Here is a 26,924-nt window from a genome sequence, read left to right on the forward strand (position 1 = left end):
GCGCCCCATGGCATCCCAGGCCCGATAACATCAAATGTTAACCCCGGCCTGTTAGTCAACGGGAGACCGCAAATGGATTTATCGCTACAGCTTGCCAACTATCACCGCCTGGACCTTATCGGTCCGCCCACGCCGCTCGAATACCTGCCGCGCCTCTCCGACTATCTGGGACAGGAAATTTACATCAAACGCGACGACATCACGCCCTTGGCCATGGGCGGCAATAAATTGCGCAAGCTGGAGTTCCTCGCCGCCGACGCCCTGCGCCGGGGGGCGGATACGCTGGTCACCGCCGGGGCGATCCAATCCAATCACGTACGGCAAACGGCGGCGGTGGCGGCGAAGCTCGGCCTGCGCTGCGTGGCGCTGCTGGAAAACCCCATCGGCACCTCAGCTGAAAATTACCTCGCCAACGGCAACCGCCTGCTGCTCGATCTGTTCGACGTCGAGATCATCCTGTGCGCCGCCCTCGACGACCCCGACCGGCAGCTTGGCGATATTGCCGAACGTCTGGAAGCGCAGGGCTTTCGCCCCTATGTCGTGCCGGTAGGCGGATCCAACACGCTGGGCGCGCTCGGGTATGTCGGCTGCGCGCTGGAGATTGCCCATCAGTGCGCCGGCCAACTGGCCCCAGGCTATATTGTCACCGCCTCCGGCAGCGGCGGCACCCATGCCGGCCTGGCGCTGGGCCTGCAGGCGCTGATGCCCGAAACCCAGCTTATCGGCGTCACGGTCTCCCGGACCGCGGACCAGCAGCGGCCGAAGGTCGTGGGACTGCAGCGGCAGTTGGCCGAGGCGCTCGGGTTTACCCCGCCGCTGGCGTCCATCCAGCTGTGGGATGACTATTTTGCGCCGGGATACGGCGCGCCGAACGACGAAGGCCAGGACGCCATCAGGCTCCTGGCCCGGCTGGAAGGCGTCCTGCTCGATCCGGTCTATACCGGCAAGGCGATGGCCGGGCTTATCGACGGGATTGAACAAAAACGCGTCGGCCCGGCGCCGGTGATATTTGTCCATACCGGCGGCGCGCCGGCATTGTTTGCCTATCACCCCAGCGTATAAATTTAAACGCGTTGACGCAATCTGGAGTCTGGATGAGTACGATTGAAGTGAAGCAGCTGGTCAAGACCTTCAACGGGCAACGGGTGCTTAACGGCATCGATCTGTCGGTGAATACCGGCGACGTGCTGGCGATTGTCGGCCCCAGCGGCTCCGGCAAGACCACGTTGCTGCGCAGCATCAATCTGCTCGAGGAGCCCGACAGCGGCACTATCCAGGTGGGGTCGATTATCATTGACGGTTCCAGGCCGCTCAGCGCGCAAAAGCGGCAAATCCGCGCGCTGCGCCAGCAGGTGGGTTTTGTCTTCCAGAGCTTCAATTTATTTCCCCACCGATCGGTATTGGAAAACATTATCGAAGGGCCGGTCATCGTCAAGGGTGAACCGCGCGCCGAGGCTATCGAGCGCGCGCGGGAACTGCTGGCCAAGGTCGGGCTCAGCGGCAAGGAAGACGCTTATCCCAAACGTCTCTCCGGCGGCCAGCAGCAGCGGGTGGCCATTGCGCGCGCGCTGGCGATGCGTCCCGAGGTGATCCTGTTCGACGAGCCCACCTCGGCGCTGGACCCGGAGCTGGTGGGCGAGGTGCTCAGCACCATTCGCGCGCTGGCGGATGAGAAACGCACCATGGTGATCGTGACCCATGAAATGAGTTTTGCCCGCGACGTGGCCGATCGGGCGATATTCATGGACAACGGAATTATCACCGAACGGGGAGCGGCCAAGGCGATTTTTGCCCATCCGCAGCATGAGCGCACCAAACAATTCCTGGATAAGTTCCTTAATACCCATTGACGATTATGACGTTTTCCCTTTCTTTTCAGCAACAAAACCCACCCGTGGGGTGGGTAGGGCAGGGCAGATTACAGTTATTTACCTGATACCCATCCCATTTTGCCGGTAAATTTGCTACAATCCGTTCAATAGTTTTTGTCCGTTCACCATGGTAAGGCTTTGCCTCCCATCTGATTATCCCCCTGAGCGCAGACTGGACAGGCGACATCGGGGCGGATCTGGAGTTTTTCAATATTATGTCATTTGATTCACTTGGCCTAAGTGCTGAGATTTTGCGTGCGTTATCCGAGAAGGGCTACGACAAGCCGACTCCGGTACAATCCCAGGCTATCCCGTTTGTACTGCAAGGCCGTGACATCATGGCCAGCGCGCAGACCGGTACCGGTAAAACCGCCGCGTTTACCCTGCCTATCCTTCAACTGCTTACCCAGAATCCGGCGGCGAAGGGCCGGCGTCCGGTACGGGCGTTGATCCTGACCCCCACCCGCGAGCTGGCCGCGCAGATTGGCGAAAACGTTGTTGAGTACAGCGCCCATCTTTCCATCCGTTCGCTGGTCGTCTTCGGCGGCGTGAGCATTAACCCGCAGATGATGAAGCTGCGCGGCGGCGTCGATGTGCTGGTGGCCACCCCGGGCCGTCTGCTGGATCTGGCGCAGCAGCGCGCCGTCGATCTGTCGGCCGTGGAAATCCTGGTGCTGGATGAAGCCGACCGCATGCTGGACATGGGCTTTATCCACGATATTCGCCGCGTAATGAAGCTGTTGCCGGCGAAAAAACAAAGCCTGCTGTTCTCAGCCACCTTCTCCGATGAAATCAAGGTGCTGGCTAATACCCTGCTGAGCAATCCGGCCGCGGTATCCGTGGCGCGCGATAATGTTACCGCCGACCAGATTGAACAGCGCGTGCACCTGGTGGATAAGAAACGCAAGCACGAACTGCTGTCTTATATGATTGGCAAGCACGACTGGCGCCAGGTGCTGGTGTTTACCAAGACCAAACACGGCGCCAATAAATTGGCGGAAATGCTGAATAAAGACGGCATCACCTCGGCGGCAATCCATGGCAATAAAAGCCAGGGCGCGCGTACCCGGGCGCTGGCGGATTTTAAAGCGAGCCAGATTCGCGTGCTGGTGGCGACCGATATCGCCGCCCGCGGCCTGGACATCGATCTGCTGCCGCACGTGGTCAACTACGAGCTGCCGCTGATTGCCGAGGACTATGTGCACCGCATCGGCCGTACCGGCCGCGCCGCCGCCACCGGCGAGGCGTTGTCGCTGGTCTGCGTTGATGAACTCGGCCTGCTGCGCGATATCGAACGCCTGCTTAAAAAGCCGATCCAGCGCATCGCGGTGGCCGGCTATGAGCCAGACCCGACCATCAAGGCCGAACCGCTGCAAACCGGCCGCGGCAGCCGCTCGAACGGTCCTTCCCGCGGCGGTCCTTCCCGCGGCGGCCCGTCATCCGGTAACGGCGGCGGTTCCCGCGATAGCGGCAACAGCTCGCGTGAAGGCGGTGCCCGCGACGGCCGTCCGCCGCAGCGTCGCCGCGATGGCGAAAGCGCCTCGCAGCCGGGCCGCGGGGGCGCACCGCGCCGTTCGGCCGGTGGCTCCTCCGCTTACGCGGGTTCCGGCGCGCGTGACGGCCGCGGCAAGAAGTAAGCCGCGCTAGGCGAACACCGACGGTAACCACCGCGGCGTGAAACAAACTGCATCCTTGATGCCGGACAACCCGTCCGCCATCGAGCGATGCAGTTTTTTTATGCGCGCCTGCCGCCGCCGGGCAGGGCGGAAAAAGCGTTGATTTTGCCGCGTCTTTTCACCTACTATGGCGCTTCTTTCCGGCCGGGTATTTTATGCGCGTGTTATTGGCACCGATGGAAGGCGTTCTCGACTCCTTGGTACGGGAACTGCTTTGCGAGGTTAACGATTACGATCTCTGCATCACCGAGTTCCTGCGGGTGGTGGACAGCCTGTTGCCGGTAAAATCCTTCCATCGCCTGTGCCCGGAGCTGCTACACGCCAGCCGCACGCCCGACGGTACCCCGGTGCGGGTGCAGCTGCTGGGCCAGTATCCCGACTGGCTGGCGGAAAATGCCTTTCGCGCGGTTGAGCTCGGCTCGCTGGGCGTGGATCTGAACTGCGGCTGCCCGTCCAAGACCGTGAACGGCAGCGGCGGGGGCGCCACGCTGCTGAAAGATCCCGAACTCATTTACCGGGGAGCCAGGGCGATGCGCGCCGCCGTGCCGGCCCACCTGCCGGTAACGGTAAAAGTCCGGCTGGGCTGGGATTCGGCGCAGCGCAGCCTGGAAATTGCCGACGCGGCACAGCAGGCGGGCGCCACCGAACTGGTGGTCCATGGCCGCACCAAAGAGGACGGCTATAAGGCGGACTGCATCGACTGGCCGGCGATTGCGGCGATACGCATGCGTTTAACCATCCCTGTAATCGCCAACGGTGAAATCCGCGATCGGCAAAGCGCCCGCGACTGTCTGGCGGTCACCGGCTGCGATGCGGTGATGCTGGGCCGCGGCGCGCTGAGCATGCCGAACCTGAGCCGCGTAATAAAATATAACGAGCCGAGGATGCCGTGGCCGGCGGTGGTCGGGCTGCTGCAAAAATACGTGCGCCAGGAAAAGCAGGGCGACACCGGCCTGTATCATGTGGCGCGCATCAAGCAGTGGCTGGGTTTCCTGCGCCAGGAATATGATGAAGCCGCAGCCCTGTTCGGCGACATCAGGGTATTAAAAACCTCCGGCGATATCGCCCGGGTGATATGCCTGCAGGCGCAAGCCGAGGCTATGCTAGCGTAACGGTAAGGCGCCCGCCTCCCAGGTTTCAAACCGGCTATGCCGCGGCCGGGCTACCTTTGGTCTGCAAATTTCCCCTTCAAAAATACGGCGCCTTGCTATGGTCGAACAGGCAATACAGGCTGCTGACCCCGGCCCTTCCCGGCCAATCCGACATTTATAACAATCATTCGCTAATAGGTCTTGTGTCGGGAGCATCTATGCTACGCCGTCTGCTGTCCTCTATGATACGGAAACCGGCAAGCTGGCCTGGACCTGGGATATGGGCCGGCAGGATCCCACCGCGCCGCTGAAACCCGGCTAGACCTATACGCGCGGCGCCCCGGACGGCTGGGGCACCTACACCGCCGATACCGATCTCGGGTTGGCCTATATTCCGCTGGGCAACGCCAAGCCCGATTATCACGGCGCCGCCCGCCGTCCGTTCGATAATACCTATTCCAGCGCGCTGGTGGCGCTGGACATCGAGACGGGCAAGGCGCGTTGGCATTTCTGGACCGTGCATCACGACGCATGGGATTTTGATTTGCCTATCGGTCCCTCGCTTATCGATCTGCCGTCGCCCGATGGCGGCAGCGTGCATACGCTGGTGCAGACCACCAAAATGGGACAACTGTTTTTGCTGGACCGCGCCACCGGCAAGCCGCTGGCCGAGGCGGTGGATCTATCTAAGCCCCGGCAGGGAATAGCAAATATAGTCGCCCATCGCCAGTCATCAGTGGTCTTAGTAAAGGATATAAGGTTAATAATAAATTTAGCAAAAAAAATGAATGCCTACTCGTTAAGTTGTTTTAGTCTGGCCATGTGTTATTAAAATTTTTTGCGCATCACCCATAAAAATAATTCAGTTGCCTCTTTAAACGAAAGGAATTTATTATGCATGCCGATAATTCTATTATTGATATTTCTCTACGATTGGATAATTCCTCAGAACTCATTGTAAAAAATAAAACAACATGTCTCATTGGTGAACTATGCCAAGTATACAACTTTGAACATGCTATATGTGGTAATATAAAAAAAGTAATCAATTATAATATAACCCATGATGATAAAAACAATAATCATGAAGATGAAATTGACTATCTTTTCGCTTGCAGAAATGAATTAAAAAGCAATCAGGCGCTTTTAGCGCAGGGTTGCGGTAGTCGATATATAAGAATTGAAATTGATAATGATTGTATTTTTGTCTTAGCAAGAAAGATAACCCTGCCGAGTGGAAATAAGATTTATGCTGGTTTATTTCATGATAAACTTTTGGTGTCAGACGGCTATAATTACCATATAGAAGACCTGGTAGCCACGGCCCACGAAAGTCTGTTCTCAACATTGTTTTCCTTGATCTTTCATTTATCAGGAGTTTTGAATTCGTACTATCAGTTAGCGTTTGTAAGTCAAAAAAACAGCCAATATAGCTGTACTACCCCCTCGATTTCCACGCTGGTTATGGTACCCAATGCGAATACAGACGGTCCATCTTTGGGAAAGGTGAATTCAGCCTGGCCAAAAGGTTTGGTCTGGAATGATATCTTCCGCCATTTTTCCCGGAGCGGCGGCGGCCGACGGCATCGGTGATGCAAATTTTAAACCTTTTGCTAAAGATGGGAAATACGCCAGCATTGGCGATGGACAGCTGATGTTATCCGATAGGGGTGAAGACGATATCGAGGACGTTCAATGCCATATTGCCATACAATTACCTAATGCCCATGCTAACGCACAACATCAAAGCTTTGTCGCCGAATTCAGTCGATTAACGGAAGAGAAGCGCTGGACGCTGGGATGGCTGCTAGAGTATGACCAATTTTTAGCGCATAAAGTAAAATATCTCTTTGACCATATGCTTTATCTGGATAAAAAAAGAGAATCCCTAGACACTATTTTGCTGAAAAAATATTGTGAAAAAATCATTGCCAGCTGTCTAGCCGTTCCTCCATCTCAATTGGTGCCAAATAATACATTACATGCTAATAATGATGGAAGAATATTCCTGAAGGATTTTTTCACCGATATCGATAATGACTTCAGACATGCCTTTAAAGAAATAGACTTTCGCGTCCTGCGCCAGTCAATCGCCTTAAAAAATGGCATGAGTTTTTCTGAAGCAAAAGAACATCTTAATAAAATATTCAAGACTGAAACAAAAGATCATGAAAAAAAACACAAAAAAAATATTTTACTTATCTGGGGATAATGGAGGAGGCGCACCGGCATTATATTACTAAACTTTCTTATGATAATAGTCATACACCCTTAGACAGGCTAATTTATCTCAACGATCGTGAACTTAACCTGTCGTTAATAGAAGAGGATGTTGCGGCGCTGGCCAAGACCATACTTATCCGATTTTATTATTATATTTTTGAATATAATAGAGTCAATGGTATCAGTATTCATGGTAATAATTTTTTAATGCCGGGGGAATTTACCGAGTACTGGGAAATATTCAGCGATAATCAATCAGCTATACGACCGGAGGAGCTAAAGAAACTTTTCAGCCAGCAACTAATGTCATTTATAGGACAAGATGGAGAAAAAAGCGCCCATGTCAACAGAGTAATGAAACTTTTGGAATTTATACGGGTAACATATCAAGAAAATACGGATGTGCAGTCATGGTCTCTCTCCAATACGATCGTATATGATAAAAGTATTGATATTATAGAACAGAGTATTAAACGAAATTTAAATTTCTCACCTGATTACGTTGAACCGAGTCATAATCAGTGGTATATGACAATGAATCAGCAAATCATATTTGATAAAGAGTGTATAATCTTGCTGGATTACATTAAGGAAATGCAAAATACATTTAATAAGTATGCGGAGATTTTTTTTAGTAATGAGGTTAATTTTCAGGTTGTCAATCAGGCGCAGCGTTTAGCCATGGCTAAGGTTGCCGCCATGAAAAACATTACCTTCGGGCATATTTCCCCCGATACAACACAAGAGACAATCATTGAGTATGATAGGCAGCTTCAGCACGGAAATCTGGATATTTTGATCAAAACAGCGGCTTTTTGGTACTTGGATTTTTTACCCGATAGTAGCCAATATTTGGCTTCGTTAAATGTAATGGATGTTCTCAAAGAGTTTCATCATTATGATTTGTTGAATTTTGAAGATTATAATATGCGAGCAAAAGAAAATTACAGTAGCGTACTTGATGTCTTGCCCTATGAAAAAATAAACGATGGTGATCTGTATTTTTATCAGTTTCAAGAATATAGATATCATGACATGTATTGTGAAGCAAGAAATATTACTCGTAATTTGATTTCCCATGCGAATTTTGATTATTTTGATATTATTTTTCCACCGAAAGAACTTTATACTTTCAAAATCTATTCAAGAAAATATGTGCAGAACACTTTGTCTGATGACAATTGGGTCTTTTTTCCAGCAGATAATATTGGCTATTTATCTATTGTTAAAACCCAGAATAATAGGCTTGACATTATGTCAACGTTATTAAACGTGCCATTTGCCAAGGTTTTGGATTTAGATATTTTGAATTATTTTATTCAAAGGATTATATACGAATGGAAGAAAACACGTTTTAATTTGTCGATTAAGAGCAGGCATCATATCGGCGCAAGCGTTTCAGAAATATGCTCCTTGTTTTGTGACGGCCTTTCGGCAGAAGGTGACGCTGTGGATTTCCTAAGAATGTTATTAATCCAACCTGAAGAGAATAAATATAGCAATCCCACTTCCGCATATACATTGATTGCGGATAAACCAGAAAAAACGTTTACATCACTACTCGAGGCCATGGATTATTGGAATGAAAAAACATTAGGAGATACGGCCTTGGTTTTGAGTGAGTCTTTAAAGAAGGCAGATTGGCTGGCGGTATTTACTTCTCAGATTCCTTTTTATGATATTGTTTGGCAATACTGGTATAATCCTGACTTTAGCGTACAGTTTAAAGATGTGTTTTTTGATATTTTTGACATTACATTGGCTATTGGCTCAGCGGGGTTGTCTATACAAAAATTCACCCGCGCGGGATTGATTGAAATTTTGGTTCAGGCTAAACATGCTAAGATACCTAGTCAATCACTCAAACAATATGTTTTGGGTAAGATTTTTATTTCAACGCCTGGTGTAATGTTAAAAGCTACAGCTAAAATCTCTGAAGTGTTAATAAATAATATTAATCCATTACCTTTCTACAACGTTATTCATAATGAAATTGGCCATTTTTTTATTTCGAGGGCTTCTCGTAAAATAGACTGGCTAAAAGATTATGCTGCCGATTATTTAAAAAAGAAAAATACACGGCTGAAGGCATGGGCAAGTGAAGTCAGCCGCGCACAGTTGATATTAAGGGAGGAGGGGATTTTTTCAGAATCAGCAATGAACATAGCGTCGCGAAATTTTATCTCAATTGAAAATAATTTTTATGAGATAATTTGTGATTCATCGATGTCAAGATGGAGGATAACTAATGCAACTGAATCTAATGGCTATAATTATGCCATTCCGGTCGATAAAAATAAAAACAATGTGTGGGTATCGGCAAAATTTATTGATAAAGATCCTATATTTTCATTAAATGAATTAGAACTTAATACGGAAAGTGTTTATTCGCAATTAAATGAAATTAAGTTTGAGCCGATTAAACCACACGCCAACGCGGTTATAGCTCCTCAAAATGATGAAAATTATATTTTAAGAAATTTGATGTCTTATATGATATATTTAAAGCCAAGAATATCAGTACTGTCTCCTGACCTTAAAGATGATATTGCGATAATAAAAGCATTAGTTGAGTATTTGACAGATGTGGAAAAACTGCATCAGGAATTGGTGGGAAGTAAGGATGATGAAACTAAACAACATCTGTTATTATTCAATAGTGATATTATAAAATCCCAAAATTATCATTTTATATTCAGGCTGGTCTATTTTTGGAATGATGAATATGACCGTCATGCTTTTACCCATATTGTCTTAAATGTAATCATTGGAATGAGTTCATATATAATAGACTTTAATCCAGCTTTGATGGATTTAGATAGAACAAGTCCTGATAAGTGGGTGTTCTTGGAAAATGCATGGTTATTATATTATAAAACTAATAAAAACACTGACTCATATCTAGTCAAGTATAAAGATTTTGATAAAATTGAAAAAGTTGAGAAAGCCTTTAACTCAGATTCATTATCCTCAGGGAAGTATGTTGAAGGGACGTTTATTTTAAAAGAATCCTGGTGGTATAAGTCTGCGGTAGTTAAATATATCGCCAGGCATAAAAACAAAAAAATAACTATCGATATGACGGAAAAATTATCAATTTTGGATATCGCAAGAAGAATGACTTCTCGCCGGCGAGAATTTGCTGTTGATGATAATCCATTAACGGTAAAAATTGATTTTCCGTTTCGTTTATTAAGAGAGTCACGTCTGATAACCAATGAGAATTTTGAAAGGATGATTAATCTTGTTTGGTGGGCGGTCAGATCGCCTGTTCCTTTTGGCAGCTATATGTCCACGTCAATGCCGATACAAGATTTTGCCGACTTGTTGCGAATAGGTACCGGAAACTTATTAGCGATTGTCGCTGATGATGGTTTTCTGTTGAATTTATTAATCAGCGTTGGCGACGGTAGGTTTGTCGGCGCTGAAAATGAATTTTTTAATATTCACCTTCCGTCCACTCCCAGTATTATCGTGGCGGAAGAAATGGGAACTATTGTGTTAGGTAAGTTTTATCCCTGGACAGGCGTAAAACATTATAATTTATTTGCCGGAACGCCTGACGGTGTTGCAAAACCATTACCCATTTTAACAGAAAATATTATCGATTTAGAGAGCGCAAAAATAATTAATCAGCAACCGGCCCTTGCGAAAGCCGATGATGCCAAAAAACGGGAAAAAATTTTGCTGGGAAACCAATGGTCGTTGCTGCCTCTGAAAAACGCTAAAGACCGTTTAGATATCGTTATGCATGTGACGGGGTTTGGCAATGATGATATGGATATTGATGAGTTTACGCATATAGTGCGCGCTTTAACTCACATCAACCCTAACGTGCCCGTTCTGTCTGAACTGAAATTTATCGAGTATGTCTCGTGTTTCGAAGGGTTTGAGACAACCAATAGCACTGGACAATATATGGCTGATAAACTTCAGGTCACCGTGGAGTATTACCCCTATATAGGCGGAGAAGGAATCAGGCAGCGGCGGCCACAGTGGTTTGCCATTTTTACACCCAATAAAGAAATAACGGTTAATCACAGCGATCTTTATTATGAGGTGGATAAGATATCCAAAGACGCGGAAAAGCGATTAAAAAGATCGCGATTTATTGATCTTTTAAAAACTTTACTTAGTTTGAAACATAGCATCGGTCCAAGAGCCAAAAAACGTGCGAGCCGTCATTTACCCTATGTCTATATCAATATCGCTCAGTATATTCTTGGCGATATAAAATACAGTGATTTTGTCGAACATCACGCCTTAAGCAAGAGTTCCGCGGAAATGTTGCGAACAGTCAAATCGGACTATGATTTTACAGAAAATAATTCCAATGATATTTATATCCAGTGTTATTTGGATATTCTCTATTCAATCGCTGAGTTTAAACATCTGCTGAAATGGGTAACCTCATCTGAACGACTTTCTCGCCAGATACCTTGATATAGTCGCAGCGTTGCTATTGCTAGTCCAATAGCCGCAGTGTCTTGCACTTGAGCCGGTTTTCCAGGCCGGATCGTTGTGGCCTCATGGCAAGGGGGGCTTACGCGAACCCACGCGCCTCTTGCTATTTTCACGCCGTTGCTTGTGTTTCTGGCATAGTAACTCTATTTTTATTGCGGGCTTTATCCCATATTCAGATATGGGCGATGTGTCGCCGCCCCGTGGGTTTGCCTGTTCTTTCACTGATTACAAGGCCCGGACCAGCTTATGCATTTTTTACCTCCCGTTAAGCACTATTTTACCGCGCGGCCCAGGCTGCTGATCGCCATCGGCGCCGGCATCCTTTGTTACTGGTGCCTGCCGGCGCAATTTTCCACCCTGTTGCGCCTGATGATCGGCTGGAACGCCCTGGCCTGGCTGTATTTATTATTCCTCTGGTGGGAAATGATGCGCGCCGGGCCGGACGATATGCGCGCCATTGCCCTGCGCCAGGACGAAAGCGCCAGCACGGTGCTGGCGCTGGTGACGCTGACCTGTATGGTCAGCGTGCTGGTGATCCTGCTGGAGCTGAGCACGGTTAAACAGCTGTCCGGCTCGGTAAAAGCCTGGCATTTGATCCTGACCGGCGTGACGCTGGTGGTCTCCTGGGCGCTGTTGCCCACCTCCTTCGCCATGCATTACGCCCACTTGTTCTATCGTGACCGGGATGAGAAGGAAATACCGCTGCTGTTTCCCAAGGATCCGAAAAAACCGCTGTATTGGGATTTCCTTTACTTTTCATTCACCATTGCCGTCGCCTCCCAGACCGCCGACGTCGCCACCGGCACCACCGAGGCGCGCAAGGCGGCCCTGCTGCAATCGGTTATCTCCTTTGTTTTTAACCTCGCCATCCTCGGCCTGTCGATTAACGTCGGCGCCGGCCTATTGGGATAACTCCCTTTATACATTGTCGACGACTGTTGCCCGCTACGGCGTAATCTCCTGAATAGACAAGCATCCTTGTCCTGCCGGGCGGCGAGGATCTTCATTCCGTCATCCCAGTGTCTTAAAACTGTAAAGGGCGGCCCTTAGGATAGGGGCCACTTGAAGTCGCTGTGCAGAAGTTATCTTATGTCAAAACGCCTGTTCCCCTATTTGCTGCTTGCCCCGACCCTGATTTTCCTAGCCGGATTCACCTATTTTCCCTTAGTGCGCTCGCTGGTGGACAGTCTGTATGACTCCCGGCTTGCCACCGATAATCCGCCGTTTGTCGGACTGGATAATTTTGTCCGCCTGTTCCAGGACCGGGTGTTCTGGCTCTCGGTCGTCAACAATCTGATCTATATCCTGGTGACGGTGGTGCCCGGCATTATCCTGGCGCTAACGCTGGCGGTGTGGCTGGCGCAGAACACCCGGCTCAATCGCCTGCTGCGCGCGGCGTTCTTTTTCCCGACCATTATCCCCCTGGTCAGCGCCGCCACGCTGTGGACCTTTATTTTTATCCCCAACCTGGGCCTGCTGGATTATTACCTGGCTAAAATCGCCGGACCCATGTGCGTCAACTACCTGGGCATGGGCAAGAGCGCGCTGTTTGCCCTGGCGCTGGTCGGCGTCTGGAAATTCGCCGGCTATTATATGCTGTTCTTCCTGGCCGCCCTGCAGGGGTTGCCCGCCTCGCCGCGCGAGGCCGCGCTGATGGAGGGCGCGTCGGGACGCCAGGTGTTCTGGTACATCACGCTGCCGCTGCTCAGGCCGACGCTGAATTTTGTCATCATTATCGCCCTGGTGTATTCCATCACCCAAATCGATCACGTGGCCATCATGACCCAGGGCGGCCCTAATAACGCCAGCTCGGTGCTGCTGTATTACATCCAGGATCTGGCCAACAACAGCCATGATTTCGGCAAGGCCTCCGCCGCCACCTTTTTCACCGTAATGGCGCTGTTTGTCATCTCGATCCTCAATTTGCGCACCCTGGAAAAAGGGGTGCACTATGAGCGTTAAACGTCCATTCCCGCTGCGCACCCTGTCCCTGCTGCTGGCCTGCGCCGCTTTCCTGTGGCTGACGCCCTTGCTGTGGATGTTTTCCGCCTCCGTCAGCCCGGACAGCTTTTCGCCCTCGATGGCCTCGCTGTTGCCGCGCCGGCCGCTGACGCTTGACACGCTTTCCCAAGCCTGGGACAGCGCCGACTGGCTGCGTCTGTACGCCAATACGCTGATTTTCGCGCTGGGGACTTTCCTGGTGCAGCTGATCACCATCACTACCGCCGGGTACGTGTTTGCCTACCATGACTTTCGTGGCAAAAGCCTGCTGTTCTACCTGCTGCTGATCCAATTGATGATCATGCCGGTAATGCTGATGGTGCCCAATATGATGACCCTGCATCAGCTTGGCCTGCTGAACACCCTCACCGGCGCCATGATGCCGTACTTCGCGTCGGCCTTCGGCGTATTCCTGATGCGCCAGGCGTTCCTCAACATTCCGCGCGAGCTGGAGGATGCGGCCCTGATGGAAGGCAGCCGCTGGTGGCAGGTGGTGGCGTATGTACTGCTGCCCATGACCCGGCCCGCCCTGATGGCCTTTGCCGCCGTGACCATTACCTATCACTGGAACGAATTTCTCTGGCCCCTGATGGTGCTGAACGATCCCGATAAGCAAGTGCTTACCGTCGGGCTGGCGTCTTTCGCCATGGGGGCGGAGTCGGGCGGGCAGTGGGGCATGATTTGCGCCGGCTCGCTGATGGTCTGCCTGCCGCTGATGGCGGCGTTTATCTTATGCCAAAAGCATTTTCTCAGTGGTTTTGGTTTTTCTGGTATTAAATAAGGGGATAGCAATGTTTCTTGCCCAATTATCCGACATGCATTTTCGCAGCCGGGGCGCCCGGCTGTATGATTTTATCGATGTTAACGCCCGGAACGCGGAAATCATCAACCGGGTTAATGCCCTGACGGAACGTCCCGACGCGGTGATCGTTACCGGCGACATGGTTAACTGCGGCGAACCCGGCGAGTATCGCCTGGCGCGCCATATCCTCGGCCAGCTTAACTATCCGCTGTATGTCATTCCCGGCAATCATGACAATAAGGCGTTGTTTCTTGATGCCTTCAGCGGGCTGTGCCCGCAGCTGGGCCAGGATCCGGAAAATATGGCCTATGCGGTGGATGAGTTCCCGGTGCGCCTGCTGTTTATCGATACGTCGGTGACCGGCGCGTCCTGGGGGCACCTGAGCGACTTCACCCTGGGCTGGCTTGAAGACCGCCTCTCACGCGACGATAAGGAAAGTTACGTCTTTATGCACCACCCGCCGGTGGCGTTCGGCTCGGCGCAGATGGATCCCATCGCCTGCCGCAATGGTGAAAGGCTGCTGGCGCTGATCGAGCGCTTCCCGCAGCTGACCCGGGTGTTCTGCGGCCACGTGCACCGGATGATCGCCACCCAATATCGCCAGGCGCTGATTTGCTCCGCGCCGTCCACCGTGCACCAGGTGCCCTATTTGCACACCGACCCGCGCCCTTATTACAGTCTGGAGCCGGGCGCCATGATGATGCACAACCTGGTGCCCGGCGTCGGCCTGGTCACCAGCTATCATTCCCTGGCCAACTATGAGGGGCCATGGCTTTACGATCCGCGGACCAGTTGCCCGGGCGAGGGGTGCTGATGTCGGCCATCTCTATTCGTGGTTTAGGTAAAAAATTTGGCTCGGCCGATGTCCTGCGCGATATCAACCTGGAGATTCGGGAAGGGGAGTTCCTGGTGCTGGTGGGGCCGTCGGGCTGCGGGAAAAGTACGCTGCTGCGGCTGCTGGCCGGGCTGGATCGGGCAACCTCCGGGCAGATCCTGCAAAACGGCGCGGATATCAGCGCCCACGCTCCCCGGGAACGTAATTTTTCGCTGATCTTCCAGAATTACGCGCTGTTTCCCCACCTGACCGTCAGGAACAATATCCTGTTCGGCATGAAAATGCGCGGCGAGCCGAAGGCGGAGTTTCCGCAGCGGCTTAAGAAGGTTGCCGATCTGCTGCAACTGCAGCCGTTGCTGGATCGCAAACCGGCGCAGCTGTCGGGCGGCCAGCGCCAGCGGGTGGCCATGGCCCGGGCCATCGTACGCGAACCGGCGCTGTTCCTGATGGATGAGCCGTTGTCCAATCTCGACGCCAAGCTGCGCGGCGAAGTGCGCGACGGCATCATGGCGCTGCATAACACCCTGAAAACCAGCACCGTCTACGTCACCCACGATCAAATCGAGGCCATGACCATGGCCGACCGCATCGCGGTGCTCGACGGCGGACGGCTGCAACAGATAGGCACGCCCGAGGCGCTGTACCGGCAACCGGCCAATATGTTCGTGGCCGGTTTTATCGGCACCCCGGCCATGAACATCTTGCGCATTCCTTTTTACGACCAACAGGCCTGGCTGGTGGGGCAACCGATTGCCCGGCTGCCGGACTATCATGAAGCCGAGGTGTTTTTCGGCATCCGACCGGAGCATTTAACCGAATTTCCGGGTGGGGATGGGCCGAGGTTACAGTGCAGGGTGCTGCGGCGCGAACTGCACGGCGCGGAATACCTTATCACGCTGGATACCCCGGCGGGGCAGGTGCAATACCGGCGGGAAAACCGCGGCGCGGTGGGGGACGTCGGGCAGCGCCTGACCCTCTCTTTTTCATCCCGCGACAGTTATTTGTTCTCGGTGTCAAGCCAACTCAATTTATTACAGGAGCAGTAGATGAAGATGTCAGGATGGGTAGTGATGCTGACCGGCATGGCGTTAAGCCAGGGGGCGTTGGCGAAAGAAACGATTGATTTTATGTTTCCTGCGCCGGTGGACGGTAAGCTGACCACGGAGATGACCCGCGTCATCAGGGAATACAACCAATCGCAAGATCAGGTGGAAGTGCGCGGTATTTTTACCGGCGGCTACGACACCACTAAAATGAAGGCCGAATCGGCGGCTAAAGCCGGATCGCCGCCGGCGCTGGTGATTATGTCGGCCAACTTTACCGTCGACCTGGCGTTGAAAAATGAAATCCTGCCGATGGACGAGCTGTTTAAATTTGCGCCGGATAAACAATCGGCCACCGACTACCTGCAAAAAAACTTCTGGCCGGCGGTACGGCAAAACGCCCAGGTAATGGGCCAGACCTACGCCATTCCGTTCCATAACTCCACGCCGATCCTGTATTACAACAAAGAGATGTTCGATAAGGCCGGCATCGACCATCCCCCTCGGGATTGGGATGAACTGGTGGCGGATGCCAAAAAGCTGACGGACAAAGACCAAGGCCGGTGGGGCATCATGATCCCCTCCACCAACGATGATTACGGCGGCTGGATGCTGTCGGCGCTGACCCATGCCAACGGCGGCGACTTCAATAACGCCGTCTACCCGGGCGAAGTCTACTACAACAGCGCCAGCACGCGCGGGGCGCTGCAATTCTGGCAGAACCTGGTGTATCGCGACGAGGTAATGCCCGCCGGCGTGTTGAATTCGAAACAGATTGGCGCCGCGTTTTTCTCCGGCAAATTGGGCATGGCGATGCTCAGTACCGGGGCGCTGGGGTATATGCGCGAAAATAGCCGTGATTTTACCCTGGAAGTGGCGATGATGCCGGCCAAGGAGCGCCTGGCGGTGATTATCGGCGGCGCCAGCCTGGTCAGCTTCAAAGGCATCAGCGAAGCGCAGAAAGAGGCCGCCTACCGGTTCCTGACCTACCTGGTCAGTCCCGAGGTCAACGGCGCCTGGAGCCGCTTTACCGGTTATTTTGCCCCACGCATGGCCGCCTATGATACGCCGGAAATGAAAGCCTATCTTGAGCAGGATCCGCGCGCGGCGGTGGCGCTGAAACAGCTGCAGTACGCACATCCCTGGTATGCCACCTATGAAACCGTGGCGGTACGCAAGGCTATCGAGAACCAACTGGCGTCGCTGCTGACCGACAAATCCCGCAAGGCGGACGACGCGGCCCGTGATGCCCAGCAGGAAGCGGACGGATTGCTAAAACCCTATGTGGATCAAACGGCGCTGAAACTGCCGTGAAAAATCCAATGCCCGGACAACCGGGCATTCCAATTATTGACAGCGCTGCGCATGAGCTTACAGCGGGTATGAATAACTTCCCCTACGGCATGCCGTTGCGCCCATGGGCCTGGTAGCCCGGACGCTGGCTCAGCCGCTGATAATAGGCGTTGACGGCCGGCAGCTCGGGATGCGTGATCGGGGTGGCGAACCAGCGGTTGACCGACAGGCCGATGGGGATATCCGCCAGCGTAAAGGACTCGCCGGCCACGTAAGCGCCGGTGGCGTCCAGCTGCCGGTCGAGGATGGCCATATTCCCGGACCAGCCGGCTATCGATCCGGCAATGCGTTCCGCATCGTTGTGGGTCGCGAACCGTTTCACCAGGGCGGTAAAAGCATAGCTCCAGGCGGGGTTAAGCTCCGCTGCCTGCCAGTCGATCCACTGATCCACCCGCGCCCGGCTTTTCGGCGCCGCGGGGTACAAGGCTTCGCCGCGGTAGGCGCGGGCCAGGTAGCGGATAATGGTATTGGACTCCCACAACACGAACTCCCCATCCTGGATAACCGGTACCATGGCATTGGGATTTAACGCCAGGAAGGCGGGATCCCGGGTGGATTTAAAACCGCTGCCCCAGTCTTCCCGTTCAAAATCGATGCCCAGTTCCACGCAGGTCCACAGTACTTTGCGCACGTTGATGGAGGTTGACTTGCCAAGGATTTTCAGCATAAATGTCCTTCTTTCGGCTAGGTTGCATAACGGGTCGATACAGCATATTGACACTGTTTTTCGCCGCAATCCATGACAACAATGTCCTTAAATCCGTCGCGACGGCGCATGATATAGCATCAGGTCCGCCGCGTCATGCTTAAGGCCGGCGCGCCCACCGCCGGGATACCGGCTTGCCCGACACGAGGTAATATGACCACCGCGCTGCTGTTCATCGATGTACAAAACCATATCCTGCATGGGCTGGGTTCGCCGGAGCGCCAGCCGCTGTTAGATCGGCGGTTAGACGAGGTGGTCGGCCGGCTGGCGGTCCTGCGACAGCGGGCGAGCGCCGCGGGGGTCCAGGTCATCCTGGTGCAGCATGACGGGGACGGTGGTTATCGGCTGGCGACGGGCGGCGAAGGCTGGAAGATTCGCCGCGAGCTGTCGCCCGTCGAGGGGGATATCGTGGTGCATAAGCGCAGCTGCGATTCTTTTTTTGCCACCGACCTGGCCGGCCATTTGCAGCGCCTGGGCGTCACGCGCCTGGTGGTGGGCGGCTGCATGACGCAATTTTGCGTTGATACCACCGTGCGCCGGGCGGTTTCCATGGGGTATGACGTTACCCTGGCCGGCGACGGGCATACCACGGCGGATAGCGGCGCCTTGAGTTTTGAGCAGATTATCGCCCATCATAATGCCCTGCTGAACGGTTTTAACGCCGGGCCGCACTTGGTCGAAGTTTGCCCGGCCGCGGCCATTGCGCTGTAGCGCAGACGCGCGCCCGGCACGGTTAGCCTCAAGGCATACCTAGCGGGACGAGCCCGCCGGCGCGCGGGACAGCCGTTTTATGGCCTGCGGCGGTAGTCCCAGGCAGCGCAAAAACGCCCGCCGCATGCGTTCCTGGTTAATAAACCCGACGTTTTTGGCTATCAGATCGATAGGCTCGCTTCCCTGCTCGACCCTGGCGCGGGCCGCCTCGACCCGGAGCCTCTCCACCGCCCTGGCCGGCGATTCGCCGGTCTCGCGCTTGAACGCGCGGCTGAACTGGCGCCGGCTCAGGCAGGCCACCTGCGCCAGCCGGTCCACGCTTAAATCGTCCCTGAGATGTTGCTGCGCATAGTCCAGCGCCCGTTTGATGCGCCCGGAGTCAGGCTCCATCTGCAACATCGGCGAGAATTGCGATTGGCCGCCCGTCCGGCGCTGGTAAACCACCATCTCCCGCGCCACCTCGCGGGAGGCCGCCTGGCCCAGATCGTCCTCGATCAGCGCCAGTGATAAATCGATGCCGCTGGTGATGCCGGCCGACGTCCATACCCGTCCGTCCCTGATGAAAATTTTGTCGCCGTCGACCCGGACCTGCGGATGGGCCTTTTGCAGCCGGGCCACATGGCGCCAGTGCGTGGTGGCGCGCTTACCGGCCAGCAGTCCCATGCCCGCCAGGAGAAACGCGCCGGTGCAGACGCTGGCGACGCGCCGGGGCCGGACGGCGAGCGCAGCCAGGCGCCGGATAGCCTTATCGTCATCCCTGAAACGCGCCACGCCGTGGCCGCCGCAGAGAATCAGCGTATCCATCTCCGGCGCCAGGCTATCCGCCGGCAGGGTGTCGATGGTCACGCCCGCGCTGCTGGCGATCGCGCCGCCGGAGAGGGAGAATACCGACAGGGTATAGGCCGCCGGCTCGCATAGCGATCCGGCTATCTGGAACGCCGTGACCGGACCGGTAAGATCCAGCAACTGGAAATCCGCAAACACAAAAAATCCGATATGCATATTTTTGGCCTAAAAGGAGGGAAATACGTCATACAGGATGACAATAACCGCGTTAGGCTAATACGGTCAACTTCATCATGTGAGAACCGCTATGCCGCAGCCATTGATTATTGTCATACCGATTTATCCCGGCGTTACCCAGCTGGATTTTACCGGCCCGCATCAGTTTTTTTGCCGTTTGCCGGAAACACGGCTCATCACCGCGTCGATCGGCGGGCAGCCGATCGACTCCGAGGGCCTGGTGTTTTCCGGGCTGGCCGATTTGGCGGCTGTCGAACGGTGCGATATCCTCTGCGTGCCCGGCGGCTTCGGCAGCACCAAAATGATGGCCGACCCGGTATTCATGGATAAAATCCGCCGGCTGGCCGGCTCTGCCCGGTATATTACCTCGGTGTGCACCGGGTCGCTGATCCTGGGAGCTGCGGGGCTGTTGGTGGGCAAACGCGCCGCCTGCCACTGGGGCTGGCGGGAACTGCTGGCGCAGTTCGGCGCCATCCCCGACGCGGGCCGCGTGGTGCGGGACGGCAATATCATTACCGGCGGCGGCGTCACCGCGGGAATCGATTTTGCGCTGGCGGTGATTAACGAGGTCTATGGCCAGGCGATCGCCGAGTCCATTCAGCTGCGGCTGGAGTATGCGCCGGCGCCGCCGTTTAACGCCGGCCGGCCGGAAACCGCCCCCGCGTCGGTGCTCGGGCCGGTGGCGGCGGATATTGCCGCCGCCGTGGCCGGCCGTCAAAGCCTGGTTGACGAGGCGGCGCGCGCCATGCATGCCGCCCGGGCGGGCGAATAAACGCCAACGCCCGCGTCTGTCATCCGGGCCGTCGTCGCGGTCGCCGGGCGTGGAAAAATTGAGCTAAAGATAGCGCGCCAGGCGTCCCCGCAGCCGCCGCGCGCTACGGACAAACTGTCCGTTGTCATTCAGGGCGCGGGCAAGCGTCAGGGCGCCCTGGATGCCGGCGACGGTATCCTCGGCCAGTTCGCCCGCCGCGGGACCGTCGACGCCGGCCCGCTCCAGCGCGCGTTGCAGCGCGCTAATCCAGCGGGTGAAATAGGCGCCGATGGCGTCGGTAAAACGATCGCGCGTGCCGTCCAGGGCAAACGCCCCCATCAGGCAGATGCGCTGACCGGAAAGGAAATACTCATCCACCGCGTCCCACATGCCGTTGATGGCGCCGGGCGCGCTATCCCGCTCCAGCGGCTGGAAAATACGGCGGCGAAACCAGTCGTCGACCTGGGCGAGCGCCGCCGCCGCCATGGCGTCCTTGCCGCCGGGGAAAAAGTGGTAGAGGCTGCCTTTGCCCAGGCCGGTCCGTTCGGTGATGCGGCTCAGGGAGGCGCCTTCATAGCCGCAATGCCGGAAGATCTCGGCAATCTGCGCGATCAGCGCCGCGTGTTCCGCCTGATGGGGATTCACCCGGCCATCCCGCGCTTATAGGCCAAAATCGGACAGGCCGGGATGATCGTCGGGACGACGTCCCGACGGCCAGTGAAACTTACGATCTACGGCGGCGATGGGCAGATCGTTGATACAGGCAAAGCGCCGGGCCATTAACCCCCCGGCGTTGAACTCCCAGTTCTCGTTGCCGTAGGACCGAAACCAGTTGCCGCCGTCGTCGTGCCATTCATAGGCAAAGCGCACCGCGATGCGCGCGCCGGTAAACGCCCAAAGCTCCTTAATCAGCCGATAATCCCGTTCCCTGGACCATTTTCGGGTCAGGAACGCCACCACCTCCTCGCGGCCGGTGACGATTTCCGCGCGATTACGCCATTGCGTGTCCGGCGTATATACCAGCGACACCCGCCGTGGATCCCGGCTGTTCCAGCCGTCTTCCGCCATGCGGACCTTGGCGGCGGCGGTCTCAAGGGTAAAGGGAGGGACCAGGTTTGCCATCATGGACTCCTTATCAGGGTGGGAATGGACCAGGGTTGACCTAACTGTACCAATCGGTACAAACCAGGGCAAGCGATTTTTCCGGCCGCCGAAATACGCTGGGGCAGGGCCAGCGGCAGGCAACAGGACTTATCTCATGGCTTAAGGAGGGAAATAGCCCGGCGACCACTGGATCAAGCGAGGTTGAACGGAAGGCGGGCCAGGCTAAAAACGGATCGGCAAAACCATGCCGCCCGCAGGGGGGCCAATGACGCCGGCCCGGCGGGAGCTGGCTCCCGGCATCGATCAGTTTACCTGCCAGTCCGGCGGCGTATGGGAAAGGACGTACAGCGCGATATCTTTCAGGTTGGCCCAGGCTTCACGCCAGGAGACCATTTCAACCGACAGCGTAATGCCCAGCAGGCCGGTGACAAACCAGCAGGCCATGCTGATGCCGACGCCGCTAAAGATAAACGCCAGCGCATTATGGCTGCTTTTGCGGCAAAAGACATTTAGCGTGCTGGCGAAAAACATCATTAGCGCGCTGAGCAATTCCCAGCGCATCATAACGAAGCCTGCGGTAAGAGTACCCATGGCGACCCACTCCCATTTGTAAGATGGTGTAATTTTCTCGCGTTTTGTTGCATTGCGCTACAAAAATATGTGATGCAACCCACATTTTTCGCGCGATTTGTGCTTGCGTCTAAGATTTTGGCGATTTATTGGTCAATTGCACCGGCGTATTGCCCGACTCGGCCGGACCGAAAACCGGGTAGTCGGGCAGCGTAATATTCTGGTAAGGCTCCCAGCCGCCGCCCAGCGCTTTATATAACGATACCAGGTCGGTGCCGGTTTGCACCCGCGCACCGGCCGCCTGCTGCCGTGCCTGGGCCAGTTGCCGCTGGGCGTCCAGTACGTTGATAAAGGAACTGATGCCCTGGCGATAGCTTTCGCTGGCCAGATCGAAGGCATTCTGCAACGAGGCGGCGGTTTGATCCAGGCCGTCAACCCGCTGCCGATCGGTGCGGTAGCTGACCAGGGCATTTTCCACATCCTGCAAGGCGGTCAACACCGTCTGGCGGTAGGCGAGCGCCTGGTTGGCCTGCTGAACGCGCGACAGCTTCACGCTCGCCACCAGCCGCCCGCCCTGGAATATCGGCAGGGAGATCTGGGGACCAAAGCTATAAAAATGACTGCTCCAGCGCGTCAGATAGTCCGCGTCGGTATTGCGCATGCCGAACTGGCCGGTCAGCGAGACATCGGGAAACAACTGCGCCACCGAGACGCCGATATTGGCGGTGGCGGCGTGCAGGTTGGCTTCGGCCTGGCGTATATCCGGGCGCCGGCGCGCCAGCGTCGAGGGTATGCCCACCGGCACCGCCGCCGGCATGGCCGGCAGCGGTCTGGCCTGGGCCAGTTCGCCATCCAGGGCGCCGGGAGGCTGGCCCAGCAGCACCGCCAGCCCGTTCATGGCCTGGCGCTGCTGCGCCTCGTACTGCGGCAGCTGCGCCCGCAGCGAGCCAAGCTGGGCGTTGGCGTTTTCCACGTCATACTGCGGGGCCAGCCCGTTCCGCTGTCGGCTGCGCGTCAGTTCCATCGATTGTTGCGCCACCGCAATCTGCGTCTCGAGAGCGGCGGCCACGCTTTGCGCGCCGCGCAATTGCAGATAGGTGCGCGCCACCTCCGCCTCCAGCGAGACCAGCGCGTCGTTGCGTCCTTCCACCGCGGCCTGGGTTTGCGCGTTCGCCGCCTCGACCGAGCGCCGTACCCGACCCCAAAGATCGATTTCCCAACTGGCGTCGAAGCTGCCCTGGTAAAGATTTACCGGCTTGAACAGGCTATCCAGTCCTGAGGCGATCTCCGGGTTGGTATCCTCGCCGCCGCCGCCGACCGCGGACGAGTCCAGCTCGCCCTTCAGGCCCAACTGCTGCCGGGTGGCCTTAACGCTGGCATTGACCGAAGGCAGTCCGGCCGCGCCCGCCTGCACGGTTTGCTCGCGCGCGCCGGCGATACGCAACACCGCCTGTTGCAACGTAAGATTACCGGCTATCGCCCGCTCGATCAGGCCGTCGAGCTGCGGATCGTTAAAACTGCGCCACCAGGCCGGGTTCGGTTGCGACGCCAGCGCAACCGACGACGCGCCGGGACCGGGCTTGCCGCCGGCCTGCGCAAACGCGGCCGGTGTGGCGGGACGGGGCGGCTGGTAATCCGGTCCCACCGCGCAGGCGGCCAGGGCGAGCGGCAAGACGCCGAGGCTGAAACGCCATACCAGTAAGCGATGCCGCCGCCGGGCGGCCAGTAAACAAGCCGGCATATCAATGTGCTCCCGCGTTGCCTTCGCTTTTGACCGGCGACAGCAACAGACATAAAGGTATAAGGATAAAGGCCACCACCGCGCACAGGGAAAAAACGTCGATATACGCCAGGATCCGTGATTGCGAAATCATCTGTTGATACATCTGGCCGGTGGCCAGCTGCATCGGATCGCCGATCTGGTGGGAAAAATCGCGAATAGCCGCCGCGGTGCGGTTCAGCGTCTGTTGAAACTGCTCGTTAAGCGGCGACATGTTATGCACCATGGCGGCGCTGTGGACCTGGGATCGTTCGGTGATCGCCGCGGTGGACAGCGAAATACCCACCGACCCCGCCACGTTGCGGAACATGGTAAACAGCGCCGAGGCGTCGGCGTTCAGCCGCGGCGCCAGCGTGACGTAGGCAACGGTGGTCAAGGGGACAAACAGGAAACCCAGCCCGATGGACTGCGCGCTGCGCATCATCACCAGGGTATTAAAATCCACGTTGGGCACCAGATGGCGCGAATAGATAAACGACAGCGCCAGCAGCAGGAAACCAAAGGCCACCAGCCAGCGGGTCTGCACGATCGGCATCAGCTTTAACACCAGCGGGATCGACAGCACAATCAGGATGGCGCCCGGCGACAATACCAGCCCGGACAGGGTGGCGGTATAACCTAATTCCTGCTGCGCCAACTGCGGCATCACCACTGAACTGCCGTAGAGGATCATCGCCATGCCGGCCATCAGCAGGCTGGCAACCGCAAAATTACCATCCTTCAGGCAGCGTAAATCCACCACCGGTTTTTTGGCATACAGCAGCCAATATACCGCGCCTACGATGCCGACCACCGTGAGCACCGCGAACAGCCGGATAAAACCGGAGGTGAACCAGTCGTCGTCCTCGCCGCGATCCAGCATCACCTGCAGGCAGCCCAGTCCCAGCGCTATCAGGCCGATGCCGGTAAAGTCGATGCTGAGTTTTTTACCCTTGACCTTGCGCTCCCACGGCGGATCCTCCAATAACTGGTAAATGGCCAGCAGGGTCAGCACGCCGATGGGAATATTGATCAGGAATACCCAGCGCCAGCTGTAGTTATCGGTAATCCAGCCGCCGAGCGTCGGGCCGATCACCGGCGCCACGATAATGGCGATGGAGGACAGGCCGAACGCCTTGCCGCGATCCTCCGGCTTGAAATAGTCCAGCAGCACCGATTGCTGGACCGGCTGCAGTCCGCCGCCGAAAAATCCCTGCAGCACCCGGAACAGGATCATCTGCCACAGTTCAGTGGCTATGCCGCACAGGAACGAGCACAGGGTAAACATCAGGATGCACAGCAGGAAATATTGCTTGCGGCCGAACGCCCGGCTGAGGAAGGCCGAAATGGGCAATACGATGCCGTTCGCCACCAGATAGGAGGTCAATACCCAGGTGGATTCATCATAACTGGACGACAGCGTGCCGGCGACATGCGGCAGGGCTACGTTGACAATGGTGGTATCGAGGATTTCCATAAATACCGCCAGCGTCACCACCACCGCCACCAGCCAGGGATTGCCGGCCGGCCGCCAGTCGCGCCCGCCGCTCATTCCAGCAGTACCTTCGGCGCCACCGAGAGTCCCAGGGGCAGGGGAGTATTGGCGTCAAGACCGCTGTCGATAACAATCTTCACCGGCACGCGTTGTACAATCTTGACGAAGTTGCCGGTGGCGTTTTCCGCCGGAAACGCCGAGAAACGGGAACCGGTGCCTTGCTGCACGCTGTCCACATGGCCGCTCAGCTTCATATCGGGGAACGCATCGACGGTAATCTCCACCTTGTTGCCGGGGCGCATGCGTTCCAGTTGCGATTCCTTAAAGTTGGCCATTACCCAGATATCGGGCGAGACCAGCGAAAACAGCGCGCTGCCCGCCTGCACCAGCATGCCGGGCTGGACGTTGCGCCGGGTGACATAGCCGTCGAACGGCGCCCGCACCTCGGTATAGGAAAGATTAAGATCGGCGGTCTCCAATTGGGTTTTTGCCTGCCCGACCTGTTGCCGCCGGGCTTCAACCTGGGACTCGGCCTGGTTGATTTGCAAGCTGACCTGCGCGGCCACCTCCACCTGGGCGCGGGCGCTGGCGGCATCCGCGCGGGCGGCGCGCACCTGGGCGCTGGCGCTGTCGATATTTTGCTGTGAGGTGGCGCGGGGATCCACGCCGCGCTGGCGGCGGAATTCCGCCTCGGCGTTTTGCAGGTTGGCGTCGGCCCTGGCCTGCTGGGCCTGGGCCTGGGCCAGTTGGGCCGGATACTGCACTTTGGCCAGCGCCAGCTGCGCCACGGCCTGGTGAAGCTGGGCCTCGGCCAGCCCTAACTGGGCCAGAGCCCGATCGTGCTGGGCTTTATAATCCCGCGCGTCGATCTGCAGCAACAGATCTCCTTTATGTACCCGCTGGTTATCCTTGACCGCCAGGTTCACCACATAACCGGCGACTTTCGGCGCCACGGTGACCGCATCGCTGTCGGTAAAGGCGTCATCGGTGGTTTCCTGGTTGCGGGTGGTCAGCCAATAAAACAGCCCGACCGCAAGCAGGACCAATGCCACGATCCCAAGGATAATCAGCGGCTTTTTGCCGGGGCGTTTGCGCGGGGGATTTTCCTCGCCGCCGCCGTCGCCGTTGTCTGCGTCGTCGTTATCCGGCGCCCGGCCGCCATCCCGGCGGTGATTATCCTCAACCCGCTTCCCTGGGGGCGGCGGGGCGCCGCCGTTGCCCGCCTGCCGCCGGTTTGCCTGGCGGGAGTCTGATTCCTGGTCATCGCCGCGGCCGGTCGCGCGCTTAGGCAACGCGTCATCTGATTCGCTATTGTTATTGCTGTCCATAGGCCTCATCAAGATATCGGCAGCGAAACGCTGCGCCGGTGAGAAACGGGGGATGGTTTTGTTGTTCAAGCGATTATAGCAAAGGGAAAAAAAGACGAGGCGGAACGCGCCAAACCGG

23 protein-coding genes and 1 pseudogene are annotated in these 26,924 nt (G+C 55.8%); 16 read left to right on the forward strand and 8 right to left on the reverse strand.

All coding sequences use genetic code 11. The features are described from left to right. The first annotated feature begins 72 nt into the window (after positions 1–72). From GRH90_RS08625 to GRH90_RS08690, 14 genes and pseudogenes are all read left to right on the forward strand, one after another. The gene (locus GRH90_RS08625; protein WP_162365538.1) at positions 73–1,062 is read left to right on the forward strand and encodes a D-cysteine desulfhydrase; all 990 of its coding nucleotides are present in this window, start codon (positions 73–75) and stop codon (positions 1,060–1,062) included. Positions 1,063–1,094: 32 nt separating this feature from the next. Next, positions 1,095–1,850 carry an L-cystine ABC transporter ATP-binding protein TcyN gene (gene tcyN, locus GRH90_RS08630; protein ID WP_162365539.1) on the forward strand — a complete coding sequence of 252 codons (756 nt, stop codon included), beginning with the start codon at positions 1,095–1,097 and terminating at the stop codon, positions 1,848–1,850. A gap of 236 nt (positions 1,851–2,086) precedes the next feature. Next, complete coding sequence (rhlE, locus tag GRH90_RS08635; RefSeq protein ID WP_162365540.1) at positions 2,087–3,508, forward strand: ATP-dependent RNA helicase RhlE; 1,422 nt, start codon at positions 2,087–2,089, stop codon at positions 3,506–3,508. Positions 3,509–3,702: 194 nt separating this feature from the next. Continuing rightward, positions 3,703–4,659, forward strand: a complete 957-nt coding sequence (dusC, locus tag GRH90_RS08640) for a tRNA dihydrouridine(16) synthase DusC (protein ID WP_162365541.1) — start codon at positions 3,703–3,705, stop codon at positions 4,657–4,659. A 313-nt stretch (positions 4,660–4,972) separates the two neighbouring features. Then, positions 4,973–5,470 (forward strand): annotated as a pseudogene (locus GRH90_RS25900) (hypothetical protein); the annotation flags it as partial. A 62-nt stretch (positions 5,471–5,532) separates the two neighbouring features. Then, positions 5,533–6,231 (forward strand): hypothetical protein, encoded by a 699-nt coding sequence (locus tag GRH90_RS08650; RefSeq protein ID WP_162365542.1) that lies wholly within the window; start codon positions 5,533–5,535, stop codon positions 6,229–6,231. Beyond that, entirely contained in the window at positions 6,179–6,850 is a 672-nt protein-coding gene (locus GRH90_RS08655) for a hypothetical protein (protein ID WP_162365543.1), read from the forward strand. Before GRH90_RS08650 ends, GRH90_RS08655 begins: the two co-directional genes overlap by 53 nt. Continuing rightward, entirely contained in the window at positions 6,850–11,304 is a 4,455-nt protein-coding gene (locus GRH90_RS08660; RefSeq protein WP_162365544.1) for a hypothetical protein, read from the forward strand. Before GRH90_RS08655 ends, GRH90_RS08660 begins: the two co-directional genes overlap by 1 nt. Before the next feature lie 267 nt (positions 11,305–11,571). Then, positions 11,572–12,237, forward strand: a complete 666-nt coding sequence (locus GRH90_RS08665) for a DUF1345 domain-containing protein (protein WP_162365545.1) — start codon at positions 11,572–11,574, stop codon at positions 12,235–12,237. A 177-nt stretch (positions 12,238–12,414) separates the two neighbouring features. Then, complete coding sequence (locus GRH90_RS08670; protein ID WP_162365546.1) at positions 12,415–13,287, forward strand: carbohydrate ABC transporter permease; 873 nt, start codon at positions 12,415–12,417, stop codon at positions 13,285–13,287. Beyond that, complete coding sequence (locus tag GRH90_RS08675) at positions 13,277–14,107, forward strand: carbohydrate ABC transporter permease (RefSeq protein WP_162365547.1); 831 nt, start codon at positions 13,277–13,279, stop codon at positions 14,105–14,107. The genes GRH90_RS08670 and GRH90_RS08675 overlap by 11 nt, the downstream gene beginning before the upstream one ends. Before the next feature lie 10 nt (positions 14,108–14,117). Continuing rightward, a complete protein-coding gene (gene gpdQ, locus GRH90_RS08680) occupies positions 14,118–14,942 on the forward strand; it encodes a glycerophosphodiester phosphodiesterase GpdQ (RefSeq protein ID WP_162365548.1) in 825 nt (274 codons plus the stop codon). Beyond that, positions 14,942–16,009 carry an ABC transporter ATP-binding protein gene (locus GRH90_RS08685; protein ID WP_162365665.1) on the forward strand — a complete coding sequence of 356 codons (1,068 nt, stop codon included), beginning with the start codon at positions 14,942–14,944 and terminating at the stop codon, positions 16,007–16,009. The genes gpdQ and GRH90_RS08685 overlap by 1 nt, the downstream gene beginning before the upstream one ends. Further along, the gene (locus tag GRH90_RS08690; RefSeq protein WP_162365549.1) at positions 16,010–17,320 is read left to right on the forward strand and encodes an ABC transporter substrate-binding protein; all 1,311 of its coding nucleotides are present in this window, start codon (positions 16,010–16,012) and stop codon (positions 17,318–17,320) included. An 82-nt stretch (positions 17,321–17,402) separates the two neighbouring features. Here GRH90_RS08690 and GRH90_RS08695 read toward each other — a convergent pair whose 3' ends face one another. Then, the gene (locus GRH90_RS08695) at positions 17,403–18,026 is read right to left on the reverse strand and encodes a glutathione S-transferase family protein (protein ID WP_162365550.1); all 624 of its coding nucleotides are present in this window, start codon (positions 18,024–18,026) and stop codon (positions 17,403–17,405) included. A 135-nt stretch (positions 18,027–18,161) separates the two neighbouring features. Between GRH90_RS08695 and GRH90_RS08700 the strand changes: the two genes are divergently transcribed. After that, positions 18,162–18,776 (forward strand): cysteine hydrolase family protein, encoded by a 615-nt coding sequence (locus tag GRH90_RS08700; protein WP_218586230.1) that lies wholly within the window; start codon positions 18,162–18,164, stop codon positions 18,774–18,776. A gap of 39 nt (positions 18,777–18,815) precedes the next feature. Here GRH90_RS08700 and GRH90_RS08705 read toward each other — a convergent pair whose 3' ends face one another. Continuing rightward, the gene (locus tag GRH90_RS08705; protein ID WP_162365551.1) at positions 18,816–19,778 is read right to left on the reverse strand and encodes a GlxA family transcriptional regulator; all 963 of its coding nucleotides are present in this window, start codon (positions 19,776–19,778) and stop codon (positions 18,816–18,818) included. A 91-nt stretch (positions 19,779–19,869) separates the two neighbouring features. Here GRH90_RS08705 and GRH90_RS08710 point away from each other — a divergent pair, with 91 nt between their 5' ends. After that, positions 19,870–20,571, forward strand: coding sequence for a DJ-1/PfpI family protein (locus tag GRH90_RS08710; protein WP_162365552.1), 702 nt, complete (start codon positions 19,870–19,872; stop codon positions 20,569–20,571). Between the two features lie 63 nt (positions 20,572–20,634). On the opposite strand, the gene GRH90_RS08715 is transcribed toward GRH90_RS08710, so the two are convergent. The 6 genes from GRH90_RS08715 to GRH90_RS08740 all read right to left on the reverse strand — a co-directional run bounded on the left by GRH90_RS08715 (position 20,635) and on the right by GRH90_RS08740 (position 26,806). Further along, complete coding sequence (locus GRH90_RS08715; protein WP_162365553.1) at positions 20,635–21,195, reverse strand: TetR/AcrR family transcriptional regulator; 561 nt, start codon at positions 21,193–21,195, stop codon at positions 20,635–20,637. Positions 21,196–21,210: 15 nt separating this feature from the next. Beyond that, a complete protein-coding gene (locus GRH90_RS08720) occupies positions 21,211–21,675 on the reverse strand; it encodes a nuclear transport factor 2 family protein (RefSeq protein ID WP_218586231.1) in 465 nt (154 codons plus the stop codon). A gap of 282 nt (positions 21,676–21,957) precedes the next feature. Then, on the reverse strand, positions 21,958–22,245 hold the full coding sequence (locus GRH90_RS08725) for a YjcB family protein (protein WP_162365555.1): 288 nt from the start codon (positions 22,243–22,245) through the stop codon (positions 21,958–21,960). Between the two features lie 109 nt (positions 22,246–22,354). Beyond that, positions 22,355–23,965: an efflux transporter outer membrane subunit gene (locus GRH90_RS08730; protein ID WP_162365556.1), complete on the reverse strand. Its 1,611-nt coding sequence runs from the start codon at positions 23,963–23,965 to the stop codon at positions 22,355–22,357. Position 23,966: 1 nt separating this feature from the next. Continuing rightward, complete coding sequence (locus tag GRH90_RS08735) at positions 23,967–25,535, reverse strand: DHA2 family efflux MFS transporter permease subunit (protein ID WP_162365557.1); 1,569 nt, start codon at positions 25,533–25,535, stop codon at positions 23,967–23,969. Next, positions 25,532–26,806: an HlyD family secretion protein gene (locus tag GRH90_RS08740; RefSeq protein WP_162365558.1), complete on the reverse strand. Its 1,275-nt coding sequence runs from the start codon at positions 26,804–26,806 to the stop codon at positions 25,532–25,534. Before GRH90_RS08740 ends, GRH90_RS08735 begins: the two co-directional genes overlap by 4 nt. Between the last annotated feature and the right edge of the window lie 118 nt (positions 26,807–26,924).

Source organism: Acerihabitans arboris, from assembly GCF_010131535.1.
In the GTDB taxonomy this organism is placed as follows: domain Bacteria; phylum Pseudomonadota; class Gammaproteobacteria; order Enterobacterales; family Enterobacteriaceae; genus Acerihabitans; species Acerihabitans arboris.